Origin of the sequence: Arthrobacter sp. SD76, assembly GCF_049726125.1 — a bacterium.
In the GTDB taxonomy this organism is placed as follows: Bacteria; Actinomycetota; Actinomycetes; order Actinomycetales; family Micrococcaceae; genus Arthrobacter; species Arthrobacter nitrophenolicus.
In genome coordinates, this window is sequence record NZ_JBNBLR010000001.1 from 2,015,765 (window position 1) to 2,029,785 (window position 14,021).

14 protein-coding genes and 2 pseudogenes are annotated in these 14,021 nt (G+C 61.7%); 8 read left to right on the forward strand and 8 right to left on the reverse strand.

Annotation, left to right across the window (positions count from 1 at the left end):
* Nucleotides 1-800: 800 nt before the first annotated feature.
* A complete protein-coding gene (comJ, locus tag ACPEE0_RS10035; RefSeq protein WP_424575263.1) occupies nt 801-1,226 on the forward strand; it encodes a competence protein ComJ in 426 nt (141 codons plus the stop codon).
* Nucleotides 1,227-2,228: 1,002 nt separating this feature from the next.
* Here the strand turns inward: comJ and ACPEE0_RS10040 are convergent.
* Complete coding sequence (locus ACPEE0_RS10040; RefSeq protein ID WP_424574422.1) at nt 2,229-2,876, reverse strand: RNA polymerase sigma factor; 648 nt, start codon at nt 2,874-2,876, stop codon at nt 2,229-2,231.
* A 157-nt stretch (nt 2,877-3,033) separates the two neighbouring features.
* Here ACPEE0_RS10040 and ACPEE0_RS10045 point away from each other — a divergent pair, with 157 nt between their 5' ends.
* Nucleotides 3,034-3,330, forward strand: coding sequence for a hypothetical protein (locus ACPEE0_RS10045; protein ID WP_424574423.1), 297 nt, complete (start codon nt 3,034-3,036; stop codon nt 3,328-3,330).
* Nucleotides 3,331-3,999: 669 nt separating this feature from the next.
* Nucleotides 4,000-4,653 (forward strand): DUF4304 domain-containing protein, encoded by a 654-nt coding sequence (locus ACPEE0_RS10050; RefSeq protein WP_424574424.1) that lies wholly within the window; start codon nt 4,000-4,002, stop codon nt 4,651-4,653.
* Between the two features lie 61 nt (nt 4,654-4,714).
* On the opposite strand, the gene ACPEE0_RS10055 is transcribed toward ACPEE0_RS10050, so the two are convergent.
* Together ACPEE0_RS10055 and ACPEE0_RS10060 are read right to left on the reverse strand one after the other, a co-directional pair.
* On the reverse strand, nt 4,715-4,828 hold the full coding sequence (locus ACPEE0_RS10055; RefSeq protein ID WP_424574425.1) for an immunity protein Imm33 domain-containing protein: 114 nt from the start codon (nt 4,826-4,828) through the stop codon (nt 4,715-4,717).
* 82 nt (nt 4,829-4,910) lie between these two features.
* Nucleotides 4,911-5,651 (reverse strand): hypothetical protein, encoded by a 741-nt coding sequence (locus tag ACPEE0_RS10060; RefSeq protein WP_424574426.1) that lies wholly within the window; start codon nt 5,649-5,651, stop codon nt 4,911-4,913.
* Nucleotides 5,652-5,954: 303 nt separating this feature from the next.
* Here ACPEE0_RS10060 and ACPEE0_RS10065 point away from each other — a divergent pair, with 303 nt between their 5' ends.
* Complete coding sequence (locus tag ACPEE0_RS10065) at nt 5,955-6,200, forward strand: hypothetical protein (protein ID WP_424574427.1); 246 nt, start codon at nt 5,955-5,957, stop codon at nt 6,198-6,200.
* A gap of 343 nt (nt 6,201-6,543) precedes the next feature.
* Here the strand turns inward: ACPEE0_RS10065 and ACPEE0_RS10070 are convergent, their stop codons facing one another.
* Together ACPEE0_RS10070 and ACPEE0_RS10075 are read right to left on the reverse strand one after the other, a co-directional pair.
* Nucleotides 6,544-7,536 carry a hypothetical protein gene (locus tag ACPEE0_RS10070; protein WP_424574428.1) on the reverse strand — a complete coding sequence of 331 codons (993 nt, stop codon included), beginning with the start codon at nt 7,534-7,536 and terminating at the stop codon, nt 6,544-6,546.
* A 283-nt stretch (nt 7,537-7,819) separates the two neighbouring features.
* Nucleotides 7,820-8,185: a hypothetical protein gene (locus tag ACPEE0_RS10075; RefSeq protein ID WP_424574429.1), complete on the reverse strand. Its 366-nt coding sequence runs from the start codon at nt 8,183-8,185 to the stop codon at nt 7,820-7,822.
* A gap of 314 nt (nt 8,186-8,499) precedes the next feature.
* Here ACPEE0_RS10075 and ACPEE0_RS10080 point away from each other — a divergent pair.
* A pseudogene (locus ACPEE0_RS10080) lies at nt 8,500-9,065 on the forward strand (recombinase family protein); the annotation flags it as partial.
* 104 nt (nt 9,066-9,169) lie between these two features.
* Here ACPEE0_RS10080 and ACPEE0_RS10085 read toward each other — a convergent pair.
* From ACPEE0_RS10085 to ACPEE0_RS10095, 3 genes are read right to left on the reverse strand one after another with little or no spacing between them, the layout of a single operon-like run.
* The gene (locus tag ACPEE0_RS10085) at nt 9,170-10,000 is read right to left on the reverse strand and encodes a hypothetical protein (protein ID WP_424574430.1); all 831 of its coding nucleotides are present in this window, start codon (nt 9,998-10,000) and stop codon (nt 9,170-9,172) included.
* Between the two features lie 39 nt (nt 10,001-10,039).
* Nucleotides 10,040-11,104 carry a spore photoproduct lyase family protein gene (locus ACPEE0_RS10090; RefSeq protein ID WP_424574431.1) on the reverse strand — a complete coding sequence of 355 codons (1,065 nt, stop codon included), beginning with the start codon at nt 11,102-11,104 and terminating at the stop codon, nt 10,040-10,042.
* Between the two features lie 60 nt (nt 11,105-11,164).
* A complete protein-coding gene (locus tag ACPEE0_RS10095) occupies nt 11,165-11,644 on the reverse strand; it encodes an LmeA family phospholipid-binding protein (protein ID WP_424574432.1) in 480 nt (159 codons plus the stop codon).
* Nucleotides 11,645-11,989: 345 nt separating this feature from the next.
* On the opposite strand from ACPEE0_RS10095, the pseudogene ACPEE0_RS10100 reads away from it, so the two are divergent.
* The 3 genes and pseudogenes from ACPEE0_RS10100 (at nt 11,990) to ACPEE0_RS10110 (ending at nt 14,004) form a co-directional block, all read left to right on the forward strand.
* A pseudogene (locus ACPEE0_RS10100) lies at nt 11,990-12,633 on the forward strand (biotin transporter BioY).
* A gap of 10 nt (nt 12,634-12,643) precedes the next feature.
* On the forward strand, nt 12,644-13,372 hold the full coding sequence (locus tag ACPEE0_RS10105) for an energy-coupling factor ABC transporter ATP-binding protein (RefSeq protein WP_424574433.1): 729 nt from the start codon (nt 12,644-12,646) through the stop codon (nt 13,370-13,372).
* Nucleotides 13,369-14,004 carry an energy-coupling factor transporter transmembrane component T family protein gene (locus tag ACPEE0_RS10110; RefSeq protein WP_424574434.1) on the forward strand — a complete coding sequence of 212 codons (636 nt, stop codon included), beginning with the start codon at nt 13,369-13,371 and terminating at the stop codon, nt 14,002-14,004. Before ACPEE0_RS10105 ends, ACPEE0_RS10110 begins: the two co-directional genes overlap by 4 nt.
* Nucleotides 14,005-14,021: the final 17 nt, after the last annotated feature.

Sequence of the window (14,021 nt, forward strand, 5' to 3'; positions counted from 1 at the left end):
TGGTCGTTTTGCTTCCATTGTTCGCTGGTCTTTTGCCTCCACCCCGTGAGCTGACCCTCGCCAAAATAACCCAACGTCACCGTGTCGACTCCCTCTAGGGAATCCGCGAAGGAACTGCGACGTGCCACTGAAGCGTGTCGTAGAGCGGTGGATGAACTCAGCAAAGTCATTCGTGCAGCAAGCGAAGCAGGCTACGGGACGAACTGGCTACTGGAGATACGGGTCCTAACAGCGCAGATCTGGCCAGAGTACTTCAGGGTGAAAACCTCTTTTGAAACATCCCGGGAGCCCCTGTCTATAACCCCTTACGGGGCGTTATTGAGGTCGTGACCGATCAGCCAAATGAGTCCACGCCGTCCATGTTTATCGGAAGCAACAAGTGCAATTGAGTAGCTGCTGTCGCCTGCCTCGTCATACGCCCAAGCCTTAGTTTCTGCAAAGGTTGCATCCGCTATATCGAATGTACTGACGGAGTAGCCTTGACCTGGCCCCGCAAAAAAAGTACACGCGGAAAGTGTTCCGGTGTCGTTCCCATTGGCTGTCGCGTTCGTCCGACGTTGCAACATGCATGAAAAGATCCTACGTGCGGGAGCAATAAGGCGGCTTAGAGTCACAGCACTGATCACATAGCCGATGCTGGGTGCACGCTTGACTCCACGCGTTCGTGTTCAGGAACGACTGCAGGGACGGTTGCTACCTTGAGGTGAACCCGAATCGTTCGCTGGGAGGCTACTTTGCGCAAATCTTAGGGGCTTGTCCCCAGCCACACGTTTCAAACCAATATCAGATAGGGAAATGAGATAGACGCCGAATTCAACCTCTCCACCGACTACCACCAATTCACCGTATCGGACTCGACCGCGGACTTCTCGGATCTTTGGGCGAAATGGACGGACGAAACGATCGAATCCATGTTCGTCCAGGGCGACCGCTATATCGCCGTGGGCACAGCGCGCGATTTCAACGCGCCCGTTCTTATCCGCATGGACTCCGAGCGATCGTTCACCGGCAGCGTGGACAGGGTTATGACGGGAACCCTCGAGGTCCCCAGCGGAGTGGTGAAGGTATCGGGACCCACGGACAACGGCATGAGCGGCGGGAAGGTGAAGGTGCCACCGGGGACCTACCGGGTCGAGGTGCAGTACTTCAACTTGGAATTGATCGGTGACGAGGGCATCGAAGGAGACGACCGATACATGGTCACTCTGACCAGGGTGGAGGATTGACCACTTCCACCGCCGGCCACAGGCGGTTGCCGCCCTGCTCCTCGTCTTCCCCAGAGAAGGCGCATCGTTTCTTGCGAACAAACAGCAGGTAGGCGAGATAGATCGCTGTGACCATCAAAAGTCCCAAAGCCAGGAAGAAGGATGGAAGGTCCCAAGGGCTCCGCATTCAGAGCGAACAGGACAACGACGGTTTGGCTTGCTTAGATGCACAACGTAAACGGGAAAGGGCCGCGAGTCATCCGAGGCTCCAACCGTGCGCCCCTCCCCCGCCCTCATGTTGAGAGCGTACAACTGACGGTTCAGTTTGGCCCCTGTCCTATTTCCTTCGGAGGCGGTCTTTGCGGCCGGCCTGTGAGGAGAGCTGTCCAGTTTGGGAACCTTCCGCGGGACACTGCTGGAGCAAGGAATGAAGCGGCGCGAGCAGCTTTTCGGCACTAATAGTGCACGGTTAGGGCCTAACGGGTTCGTCCGCTTTCAACTCGAGGCCGAGAGATGCGCACACTTCTTGATCCCCGGGGATGACTGCGGCGCGGCCGTCTTGGAGTACGCATACAGTCAAAGGGCTAGGAACCGGATGCGAGAAGCTTCGGTCATAGAGGCTAGGGTGGGCCGTGCCGCCTGGACTCTTCGAGTTGAGCACGTTTTGAGCCCAGAGGTCCTTGCAGAGAGCCAACGCGTCCTCGATAGGTATTGGGTTGCGTCGGGTTGATGGTTCTCCAACCCTGGTGCCTTCCCCCAACGTAGCTGTGGTACCCGGAAACTGGCTGCCGTTGAGCTCGGCCCGGGCGAGACAGGCCACCGAGCTTTTGTCTGTAACCGGTTGTTGCAGCGCTATGGCGGCCCCGCTGACTGCGACTGCGGCCACGAGCCCGGAGAGGAGAATCCGTGTGCCCCTCGTGTTCTGAAAATGTCGGTTTTCAGGGGTTCCGTCTTGGGCTACCTTGCCGAGGAGTTGCTCGATCGCTTTGCTGCGTTCCTCGTTGAATCGGGGCCGTTTGTCGTTCATGGTGTTCCCTCTTCAGAGGCGAGTGGGGAAGCCGGCCGTAGTCCGGTTTGTGGATTTAGCAGCTGTGACAGTTTCTGTTTCGCTCGGGAGAGCCGTGACTTCACGGTGCCGACCGGTATGTCTAACAGCTGACTCACTTCAGCTGTGCTCATGTCTTCGAGAACGCAAAGGGCGATGATCTCCTGATCTCGCCGGCCAAGCGAACGGTAGGCCTTGTGCAGGAGCTGCGAACGCCGGTCCTGGTCAACAGATTCCGCGACGAAGTCGCCATGATCAGGGGCCACTTCGGCGCACGGTAGTTTGCGAATGAGTCGCTCGTACCGCAGGTTGGATCTGATACGGTTCCTGGCCACATTGGTGGTGGTGACGAGCAACCACCCTATTAGCGAATCGTTGACCAACCGAACACTCGATCTGCAACGCCAGGCCTCAAGGAAAACCATCGCCGTAATGTCTTCTGCCTGATGAGAGGTCCTAACGAGGCGAAGGCTGTGACCAAAAACCCGGTCACGGTGACGAACGAAGAGCTCAGCAAAAGCGGAACCGTCGCCATCCAACACCCGCGACCACAGTTCGCAATCCCTGTTTGCTGCGCCTTGGTTCCCCATACCCATAAGTGTCCGGCAACCCCTCGCCGGTTCCATGCAGAAGCAAAAACATTCTCAAGATGGGCTAAACCGTTGCTGAGCCATCCCGTTCAAACGTCTAGTTGAGTGAACCCTGACCGGGACAGGCAGGTGCGGGCATCCCGGCTTGCTCGTGCCCGGTGACAGATGAGGCATACGGTTATAGGCTCCCCACATGTCGGAGCCCCAGGGCCAGCGCCAACGGATGCAGCCGCGAATGGGGCGAGGTTCCTGGCGCGCACAGATGTTGCTTTACGGGTTGCTGACCCTAATTGCCGCCATCCTTGCCCTTGGCAAGTTGGGGATGAACAACACTTTGGACGTCGTGTCCTTCTGCCTTTACGCGGTTTGGTTCCTAATCAACGTCGGTTACTTCGTTCATCTGATTCGGGTGAGCCACAATGACAAGCCGTTCTGGGACGAAGAGGAGGCACTCCGCGAGGATTGGGAGCGCCGAGGTCGGCAACTGTAGACCGCGCCGCCATAAAGGCCACAAAGTCGACGACCCTCGACCAAAACCACCTGGTAATTTCGTCTACGCGTAGCTCCACGCCCGCAACCATCGCGACCGAGCTTTCCACCCTGCGAACCCTAAACGGCATCAATGAAAGCGCATCTTGCCTGTGCAAAATGTTCTGTTTCTCCTCAGGCAAGTAGGCCAGCATGCCCAGCGAAGAAGATGCCGTGAGGAAGCCGATGCATCGAGTTCCTCCCGTCCAAAGGTGGCATTATCCAGGACTAACCACTCTCATGGCTCTCGTTGGTGTGATCGAACTTGTACTTGCCATTGCGTCCGCCAGAGACGGTGACTTCAACGTTTGGGCTCTCTTGGCGGCGATCACAGGATTCTTCACCAGTGCTGTTTGCGCCTGGATGTGGCGTCAGCAAGTCCTGGACGCGCGTGACCATCAGGACGGACAGGACTAGGTACGCGCTGCGGAGGACTGCGATGGACCGGACGGCCGGCGATGAAGCATCCCGGAAGCGGCTCATCACCCTTCGTCTTGTAAGCCGGTCCACCCGCGAGGAACCATCGGACTGCAGCGCGTCATTCGATCTCAGATAACAGGACCATGACAACTGCTGGTGCTCCTACATAGAGATCTTGGGTATTTAGAGCCGGACATGAGATTGTTCCCAAGTGACAGTTCAGGAAGCGCTCAAGGTTGCGCTGCGAGAGATGCTAGGTCCCTCCGCTCGGATCCACGGCTTCAAGGGCACCGCTCCGACCTGGCGGAAGTCGACGGTGTCTGACGATTGGGCCGTAGTAAACGTGCAGTCGTCATCTTTTAGTTCGGCAGAGCACCTGAAGTGCGTAATCAATCTGGCAGTCGCCCCTGAGCCTTGGCTTCGCTGGAACCGGGTGAAGTTAGGCCCCGGCATGCCGAAGGCGGTTACAGAATCCTTGGGGCTCTATCGCGAGCGGCTTCATCCGGAAGGGACCGTGTCGGGCCAGGATGTCTGGTGGGAGATAACTGATGCTGCTTCCGCCACATCTGCAGTCGCCGACATGATCGTCCAGCTAGACGTCGCGGGCTGGCCAGTTCTCGACCGGTTGCTCAGACCGGAGAGCATGCTCAAGCAGCTTCGAACCGGGAGTCTTGGAAATTGGAAGCGGTCGAGTTCGGAGGTTTTCTTCGCCCGAGCTGAGGCCCTACTGCTGATGGATGGCGGCCCGAGCCCCGAGTTGGACGAGTGCTTGCAGTTTGCGCTCGAAAACTGCATGCCGCAGCAGAGGGAGAATGCCCTCGAATTCAATGCCTGGGTGCGGCAACAGGCGAATCAGGCCAAGTAAACCGCCTCCTAGCGAACCCGAGTGGAGCATATTGCGGCATCATCAGATTCCCCTCAGATGTTCAACAGGACTCGTCAAACCAGACATCTTCGTGGCCGGGCGCTAGGACGAAACGCCACCCTGCAGGCAAAGCTACGTAGGGAACCTTCTGTGGGACGGGCTGTGCCAAGTCCAATTCGGCTGGTTAGCTCCTACTTCGCGATCCGCAGCATGTCTCACAACCTAGCTTTTGAGACATAGAGGTTTCGTACACCGAGTCAGGAGGAAGCGTTCTGTGGCGCGACGTGCTGCTGACCCACGACTGTAAGGCGGGCGAGCTTGGCCGTGGTAAGTCCTAGGGCAGTCAGCGAGGCACGGATTTGGTAAGTGGCGGGCGTGAGTCCATCAAGTTCGGGGTTGTTTAGAAAGGTTGGAAGGACGGTTTGCTGGCCCGGTTCTAGGGGAGGCAGTTGGGCTACTTTGCCGTGCGCGTACCAGCCGTTTCCGATTCTGCTTCCATTAGCGTCGAGGACGATTCCCTGGACGTGGCCGTGGTCTTCTTCGCTCGGATTCCACGGGCTGGAGGAGTCGTTGATTAGGACGACGGCAATTTCAGGTGGTGAACTCTTTGTCATGGTGAAGTTTGGTCTTGACCATTCCAGGCGTAGTTCCTGTCGCCGCACTTCCTGGACGGGGATTGGTAGATAGCTCGCGGGGCTTGCAAATTGCCATCCGTTCCTGTCGCCATGCATTTGCACGAGAACCCATCGACCCGGGTTTGTTTGATCGGGTGCGCCCAGTACAAGCACTTCCTGTGCCCAAGAAGGGTGGGAAGTGTGCAGGTGTCTCCAACCTTTCAGAGGGAAATCGTCCGCTGCTCGGGGTGGGAGCATGTTCTGATCCGAGAACCAGTGCGAGACAATCTCACCCCAGGGAATTCCAACTTGATGGAGGGCGGAACGCTCAACCTCCCATGGTCCGAGCTGGGCCAGCAGCAGTTCTGAATTCTTGTTCCCCATAGCTCTCATTCTGCCCCAGCACATCTAATGTGGCGTTGAGCTTGTGAGGAACCTCCATCGGGACAAGGGATGCCAGTATTGAATCGGAGACACTCGAAAGGTTCTCGGCGTCCTGACGTGAGACTTCCGGCTGGATCAGCACTACCCGGGAAGCCAATTTGGGGGCTGCCGAAAGGGAGGCGGAGATAGTTTCCGATCCTTCCGCGCTGGGATAGTGCTGGTGCGTCATGCCAGTGCAACTGGCATGCTGGGTCTGTGGTGATATGCAGAAGCGGGAGTTGGATCTACGCGGGAGAAGCAACAATGCCGGTAGACATAGTGGGTCTGCCGTATGACTTTTGGTTTGAGCTGTCTCGGGTTGATGAGCAGTTGGAGCCTGGTGAGACACCTAAGCCGCTTGGCGACGACGGGTTGCTCTACTACGTGCGATTTCGCCATGCCGGCGACACCGAGGATCCGACATGGCCAGACTCCGAAGGCCACGACACGATCGATGCCGCGATCCGAAGTGCTGAGGAGCGTGCCCCAAGTCAGATCGTCTGGGCCTAGAAACCGGGACCCGGCCTTCCGCAGTGCACCTGACCCTTATTGACCAGCCTTACCTTCTAGCGAGCCAAGCGCTCCTCGCCCCGTCCTGGAGTGAGAACGGTGTCCACGGAAGTAAACACGACAGTAGGTGGGCTCAGCAAGCATCGGCCCTGCTATCAGATCTCTCTCCGCACCGAACCCAGCGAAATCTAAAGCGATCGCCCGGGAGGCATCAGGCGTCGAGCGATGGATCCTGCCGGCCACCGCTAGCCCGTTCACCAGTTCCGGTCGTCTTCAACTCCGGAGAGAAGTGCCGAACGCTCTGCTGCGAGAGAGCGGCCCAGCTCTGCTTCCAGCCCAGCCATCACAGTGTTGAGGGCGGCAAACAACTCCTCTCGCTCCTCAGTCTCGATGAACGGGACCGCCCGTCGAGACGATTGAACGCAAGCGCGTATTCCCGTCCGAGGTCAGATAAACGGGCCAAGGTGGACTCATCCGGCTGAGAGTCGAGAGTAGAGCGAATGTCCCGCTTCGTCTTCGTGAACTGTCCGACAGCTTTCTTATAGCGGGCTGCGGTGATGTGCTCGCGCCCGTCCCAATCTTGAAGCGGATTTTCAAGGTTCTCCTGTACCCACTCGGGTTTGCGTGCCTTTGAGATGTCGACGCTCGTGCCGTGACGCACCTCGGAGCGCCACCGGGCCCGCATCGCATGGGCGTACTCGGCCGGCACGCTGTGTAGGTCGAGGTATTCAAGATGGGGAACTTCGGCTGGCAGCAGGCAGTCGGCCTTTGTCATGCCGAATAAGTCAGAGATGAAAAGGCTCTTGAGCTGGCTGAGCCGGTTTAGTTTGCCTGAGTTCAGGAACTCCCCGAGGTTTCCATCGAGCGTCAGGCTTCGCAGGTTGGGAAAGACAGCGGTGAGCCGGTCGCCGTCCACTTCGGCCAGGCCGGTGGCTTTGAGGCTGCGTACTGTTTTCTGGGATGGTGCAGCGTCGTCGAGGACCTGTCCAAGTTCCTCCGGGGTCAGTTCGAGCGCACCCGGTGCCTGCCAGTCATGTTCGCCCCGAACCCACGCACGTTGTCGGGCAAGCTGGTCTCCCAGTCGCCAGCAGCTGGTGTACCTATTCGATCTCTGATCGTGCAGCAGAGGTAACCGGCCGAGGACTCTGTAACTACGAGGAAGGACCCAGTCGAAGTTGGCGTGGGCCAAGTCCCCGTTCCAGGAGTGGTGGGTCAGCCGGAGCGGCTCAACGTGGCCCAACTCATCCGTTGTAGACGGCTCGCGACCGGACCAATCGAGTTCGAGCACCCCGACCTTCTTCCACGAAGGGTCCACGTTCGTGATCTGGGCAGCCACCCACTCACCAAGAAGGTCGTTTGGGCCGATGACAATGTCCCCGACGCTCAGGGGGCGCGGCGGACTATCCGAAGTTATTGGTGACACGACGGCAATCCTACGGACCACACGTAGATACTCAAACGCCTTCCGTCCGCGTCACGGATCCGCCAGGAACGTTCCGCGGGACACTGCCTGTCCGCCAGCAGGGGCGTTCCTCCGCTGACCGGGACAAAGCAGGTATGCGGCAGTCCCTTGGGACATCCCTCTGCTGTGCCCCGCGTGCTGAGTAGGAAGGCTAGGATCAGAGCAATTTAGACGTGATATCCGCGCAGGTATTCATGGGAGTCGCGAAATGAAGCTGAAAGTAGTTGTTGCAATCGCGATCTTCCTGGCGTGCCTTGCGGTGGCGGTTTGGATATTGTCCGGCTCGGGCGATCTCTTGACTGGCATCATCGTGGTGGTTGGAACCGCAATTGCTGCTCATTTTGCCGTCCGCTGGGGTAGTAATCGTGCCCAGGAAAATGAGAAGAACATGCAGGAATTGCTCTTGAAGAGAAAACCTCGCAACCCCAATCGAGACGAGAAGGCATAGCTCCCCCAATTCAGCTTGCTCTCCATGGTTGGCGCCTGAAGTGCATGCCCCATCATTGATGATGCCCGCGTCCAAGATCACTCCTTGTCGGTGCTGGACAACGAAGGTCTGGGGGATTTCTGACATGGTCGAGGAAACACAGGCCGAGCAGTTCTTGCCGCTCCCCCTGACAAGCTGGCCCTTGTCCCGTTTGCCGGTCCTGCCTCGGATCACTGGTGATATAAGACAACCTCTGGCTCAACGGGTTGGCCGGTGCAGACGGCTTTGGACATTGGTGCAGACGACTTCTGAAACTGACAAGTTTTCCGCAGCGTTTGAGCAAAAGCCCTGCAAATACCCCGCCCAAAAAACTGCCCGCTGAAGGTCGCCCAAGCGCTACAGTTCGCGCCATGACAGCACTACATATCGGCTACGCCCGCGTATCAACGGCCGAACAGGAACTCACCGCGCAAATCAACGCTCTCCGCGCCCTTGGCGTCGAGGACGAGCAGATCTTCGTCGGTCACGGATACACCGGCACCAACAGGGCCCGCCCCGGACTGCGGGAAGCCCTGGCGGCATGCAGGAAAGGAGACACCTTCGTCATTACCAAGCTTGACCGGCTCGCGCGCTCGCTTCCTGATGCGCGCGACATCGTGGAGGAACTCACTCGGCGCCAGGTAAAGCTGAGCATCGGCGGCAGCATCCACGATCCCAATGACCCTGTTGGCCGGCTGCTCTTCAACATGCTGGCCATGGTGGCCGAATTCGAATCGGACCTGATCAGGGCTCGGACCAGGGAAGGAATGCAGATCGCCAAAGCCAAAGGGCGCCTGCGGGGCAGGAAGCCCAAGCTCTCCCCGCCCAGGAAAAGCTCCTTGTCGACACTTACCGGCGCGGCCAGCACACGACGGCTGAAATCGCGGCGCTGTTCAATGTTGCCCGGTCCACCGTGTACCGCACTATCCAGCGCACGCCAGTAGAACCTGAACCGCCGGAAACCAGGCGTATCAGGCGGTTCCCGGCTCCCGGCCAGGAGACGGGAACCAAGAGAAAGGGCACGACTGCACCTGGAATGGGTTAACTCTGCGTTGGCAGCACCAGCATGTAGCCCGCCGGCAGGTCGGTGCTCCAGCGCCGCGGCTCGCGGATCACGAACTGCGTGGCCAGCTGTTCTGGCGTGAGCAGACTGTTGGGGACCGGCGACGGACCCCACCGCTCGCTGCCGTGCGGGTACAGCGGATCCAGGACCCGGACACCGGTGACCGTGAACTCCGGGAACACCGCCGGGTCGCCCACCGCTTCAAACCCGCTCATCACCCACGCGTGCCGGCCGCTCCACATCACAAGCCCCACCGGGCGGCCGGTTTCCGCGATGGCCCGCGCAGCTGTCCGCAGCGCGTCCTGATAGCCAGGCACGCTGACCACTGAATATGACCCCATGCCTACCTCGGTCAGCACCTGCGCCCATCCCCGCGGGTTCGCCCCGTTGTACGAGTTGGACGAACGTGCCCGCGCCATCTCCCACAGCTCCCCCTGGTGGGCCGAATCGCTCCACGTGCCGCCGCCCGTATCGTCGATGAGGTTGTGCGCCATCTGGATGCTCGCCGCAACGCACCAGTCAAAGGTGTACTGCGGCACGAAGTCCCCCTCCTGGTACAGGTTGAGGGCGAACGGCTGCGGCACCGGGGCCGGTGCGGGAGCCTGCGTGGGCGTAGGAACCTGCGCTGGCGCAGGAGTCGGGGCAGCTGCCGGCGCGGCGGCGGGTTCCGGCGTGGCGGGAGGGGCAGAAGTAGCTTGCGCCGTTTGCGGCGGAGAATTTTCGTTAAGGCCGACGGCGGGCGCACAGCCAGCGAGGACGGTCACCAGGGCAACCAGCCAGGCAAACAGACGGTATCGGGCACCAGTCATGGTCGAACAAGTCTAGCGCGGCCGGGCCGGCTTCAGACCTCAGAACGCATAGCGGACCCGGCAGTAGGGCGCGATCTTCTGGATCAGCGCGGTCAGCTGCCGGACGTACCCGGCCTTGGCTCCTGTACGGTAGCGCACGTTGCTGAAGCCGTTGGAGGACACCTTCGATTCCTGCAGGTTCGGGCGCCACAGCACCCTCTCAGCCTGCGGATGCCACCCCAGATTGACCTCATGGAGCCGCTCGTTGTGCGTGAGGAAAATGACCTCCGCAGCGAGCTGCTCCTTCGCGGCATCCGTCAGTGTGGCGTCGAGTTGGAGCAGCAGCTCCTCCCAGTCGCTGACCCAGGTGTCCGTGACGATAACGGGCGAGAAATTCACGTGCACCTCGTAGCCGGCGGCCACAAAGTCGTTGATGGCCGCCATGCGCTCGGCCACCGGCGAGGTCCGTACGTCCACTGACCTGGCCAGGTCCGCCGGCATCAGGGAAAAGCGGACCCGGGTGTGCCCGCCATGGTCCCAGCCAAGCATCGCCGGGTTCACGTACTTGGTGGCAAAGGATAGTTTGGCGGTGGGCAGGTCCCGGAACAGCGAGACGAGGTCCTCCACGTTGTCGCTGATGAGCGCGTCCACGGAGCAGTCGCTGTTCTCCCCGATGTCATAGACCCAGAGCTCGGGATCGCACTGGTTGGGCTCCAGCTTGATGCCCTGACGGAGGACATGCCGCTCCAGCGCGCCGGCGATCTGGTCGATGTTGGCAAACACGGTGACCGGGTTGCTGTACCCCTTATGCCGGGGCACGTCGCAGTAGGCACACGCCATGGCGCAGCCGTTCGCGGTGGAGGGTGCGATGAAATCGGCGGACCGACCGTTGGGCTTCACGGTCAGCGCCTTCTTGACCCCCAGCACCAGCGCCTCGGTTTTGATCCGGGACCAGCGCGGGACGTTTGTTTCGTCGCCGTGCAGTTCGGGAATGTTCCAGTGGTTTTCCACCGGCACGACGTCGGCTCCCGGCCATCGCGCGACGATCTCCTTGCCGCGTGGCAGCTCCAGCGCCGCCGGCTGGGCAAAGATTCGCCGGATCTGCAGCAGCCGGTTGAAGTCCATGACTCCATTCTCCCAAGGCATCCCCTGCCAGCCGGGCCGTTAAGCCCAGGGCATCACCCCTTACGGGCCGAGCCGGACGTCCTCTCCGCGGAGGCTGACACGAAAGCCATCGTCGTGCACCGCGACGTCCCGGAGCACGAGTCCCTCCGGCAGCCCCTCAACATCGTGCTCAATGGTCACGAGGCTGCGGACGACGGCGGCAGTGGCGTCCGAGAAAAAGCCAGGCCCGCCGAAGTCGATCGAGCGCGGCTCGACCACAAGCCGTCCGGCCTCCACCTCGACAGTGCCGGTGGCTGTGACGCACAGTTCCCGGCCGAAAGCCTCAACGGTGCGGACTACCCTGGCCTCGCCGCCAGCTGCTGCCCCGACCACTGCCCCGTCACCAAGTTCCCCGGCGACGACGTCGAACGGCACGGTGGCCTCAACGGCAAGCCGTGCGGCGGCCAGCCCGTCCGGGCCCGACACCACGTCCTGCCCGGTGGCCCGGACGTCGCGGAGCAGTAAGCTTCCCGCAGCCACCGAGCCCGCATCAAACGACACTTCGGAGAACCAGGCCCACCGTCAGGCAGATCCTCGGGAGGCACTGTCCCCACCGGACTTTCCGCGCCCGGGACCGGTAAAGGTCCGTCCCCGTTTCTTCCGGCGGGGTCGCTGGCCGCCCACCAGAGAACCGCGGCAGCGATGCCCAGGACAACCAGCATGCCGGCAGCACCAATCAGCCACTCCCTTATCCGCGTCCACCCCATGAAGCCATTGTGGCAGTTGGATAAGTTCCTCAGCCTCCGCCCGCCCGTTTCGTCGGGCCCCTACAAAATGGCCCCGGTTCCATCCCGGTAGCGTCGGCAGTACATTAGATTCCGCTTGTACAACCCCGACAGGAACCCCATGAGCAACACCGAAACCGCCGCCACAAAGACCCCCCAGGCTGGCCGCCTCCGCTGGAACGCCACGGACCTCGGCCTGATCGCCGTCTTCGCCGCCCTGGTGGCCGCCTCGGCGCTGGTCCCCGGCCTTGCCGTCAACGGCTTCGGCGTCCCCATCACCTTCCAGACGCTCGCCGTCATGCTGACGGGCCTGGTGCTCGGCCCCGGACGGGGCTTCGCCGCCGTCGGACTCTATGTCCTGCTGGGCCTCGCGGGCCTGCCCATCTTCAGCCAGGGACGCAGTGGCCTGGGCATCCTCGCCGGGCCGTCCGCCGGCTACATCATCGCTTTCCCCATCGCCGCTGGCATCGTGGGATGGCTGGCCACGGTGGTCATCCGCCGGACCATCAAGGCCCGCGCACTGTGGCTGTTCCTCTCCGCCACGGTCACCAGCGTGGTGGTTGTGCACTCGCTGGGCATCGCCGGCATCGTGCTGAACACCAAGGCCACCTGGGCCAGGCCTTCCTGAGCGATGTTGTGTTCTACCCCGGCGACATCATCAAGAACGTCCTGGCTGCGCTTATCGCCGTCGCCCTGCACCGTGCCTTCCCGGACATCCTGGTCCGCCGGATCAAGCGGACCGCCCCGCAGCCCGCGCAAGCCTAGGACTCTGCCCATGCCCAACGTGACCTTTGACCAGGCAGCCGTAACCGTTCCGGTGGACCATCTCCCGGAACCCAAGGTCCTCCTGGACGGCGTGAACCTGCAGCTGACGGAGCGGCGGGTGGGCGTCATCGGTGCCAATGGTTCCGGAAAATCCACCTTCCTGCGCCTGGTCAACGGGCTGGTCCAGCCCAGTTCCGGCCGCGTGCTGGTGGACGGCGCGGACACGGTCCGCTCCGTCCGGGCCGTGCGCCGCACCGTTGGGTTCGTCTTCACCGATCCCCTCTCCCAGCTGGTCATGCCCACCGGCAGGGAGGACGTGGAGCTGTCCCTGCGCCGGTCCGTGAAGAACGGTGCCGAGCGGCGCAGGCAGGCGGAAAACGCCCTGGAGCGGCTGGGCCTGCTGCACCTGGCGGACCAGAGCATCTACGAACTGTCCGGCGGCGAGCGGCAGCTGATGGCCCTCGCCGCCGTCCTCGCCGTCGAACCCGCCGTGCTGGTCCTGGACGAACCGTCCACCCTGCTGGACCTGCGCAACCGCGAACTGCTGCGCCGGACCCTGGCTGGCCTGGACCAGCAGATCATCATGTCCACCCATGACCTGGATATGGCCCAGGACATGGACCGCGTCCTGGTCATCGACCAGGGCAAGGTGGTGTTCGACGGCGCCGCCGCCCCCGCCGTGGCCGCCTACCGGGCGCTGTGCCTGGCAAGCCTGGACGCACAGGAAGCGCAGCCGTGAGGGGCCACGGCTTCCTGCTCGCCAACTACGTCCCGGGGGACTCGCTGGTCCACCGGGCGCCGCTGGCATTGAAGTTCCTCCTGGTGTTCGCCTGCGGCCTGGCATCGTTCGTGACCGTGGACTGGCGGATGTCGCTGGCGATGCTCGGCGCACTCTGCGGCCTTTTCCTGCTGACCGGTGCGGGCCCGAAGCGGCTGTGGGGTGCCGTCCGCCCGCTCGCTGCCGTCCTGCTGGTCATCGGACTCTTCCAGTGGTGGCAGCTGGGCGCCCCGACAGCGGGCAGGATTGTCCTGAACATCCTGGTCTGCGTGGTGGCCGCATCCCTGCTCACCGCCACCACCCCGGTCCACAAACTCCTGGACGGCGTGGTCAGGGCGGCGGGTCCCTTCAAAAGGCTCGGGGCCGATCCGGAACGCTTCGCCCTGACCATCGGGATCATGCTGCGGAGCATCCCCTACATTGCCGGGACCTTCGCCGACGTCCGGGACTCCGCCCGGGCCCGGGGCCTGGAACGCAATCCGCGGGCCCTGGTCCTGCCGGTGTTCATTACCTCGGTGGCGTTCGCGCGCCAGACGGGCGAGGCTCTGGCGGCCCGCGGACTGGGCGAAGCCGACGACGAGGCCGAAGACTGAAGCTCCCTCCCAGGTGC

Coding starts and splice junctions, on each gene's coding strand:
- ACPEE0_RS10040 (WP_424574422.1), bottom strand. CDS start 2,876: ATGGAACCGGCGAGGGGTTGCCGGACACTTATGGGTATGGGGAACCAA.
- ACPEE0_RS10045 (WP_424574423.1), top strand. CDS start 3,034: ATGTCGGAGCCCCAGGGCCAGCGCCAACGGATGCAGCCGCGAATGGGG.
- ACPEE0_RS10060 (WP_424574426.1), bottom strand. CDS start 5,651: ATGGGGAACAAGAATTCAGAACTGCTGCTGGCCCAGCTCGGACCATGG.
- ACPEE0_RS10065 (WP_424574427.1), top strand. CDS start 5,955: ATGCCGGTAGACATAGTGGGTCTGCCGTATGACTTTTGGTTTGAGCTG.
- ACPEE0_RS10085 (WP_424574430.1), bottom strand. CDS start 10,000: ATGACTGGTGCCCGATACCGTCTGTTTGCCTGGCTGGTTGCCCTGGTG.
- ACPEE0_RS10090 (WP_424574431.1), bottom strand. CDS start 11,104: ATGGACTTCAACCGGCTGCTGCAGATCCGGCGAATCTTTGCCCAGCCG.
- ACPEE0_RS10105 (WP_424574433.1), top strand. CDS start 12,644: ATGCCCAACGTGACCTTTGACCAGGCAGCCGTAACCGTTCCGGTGGAC.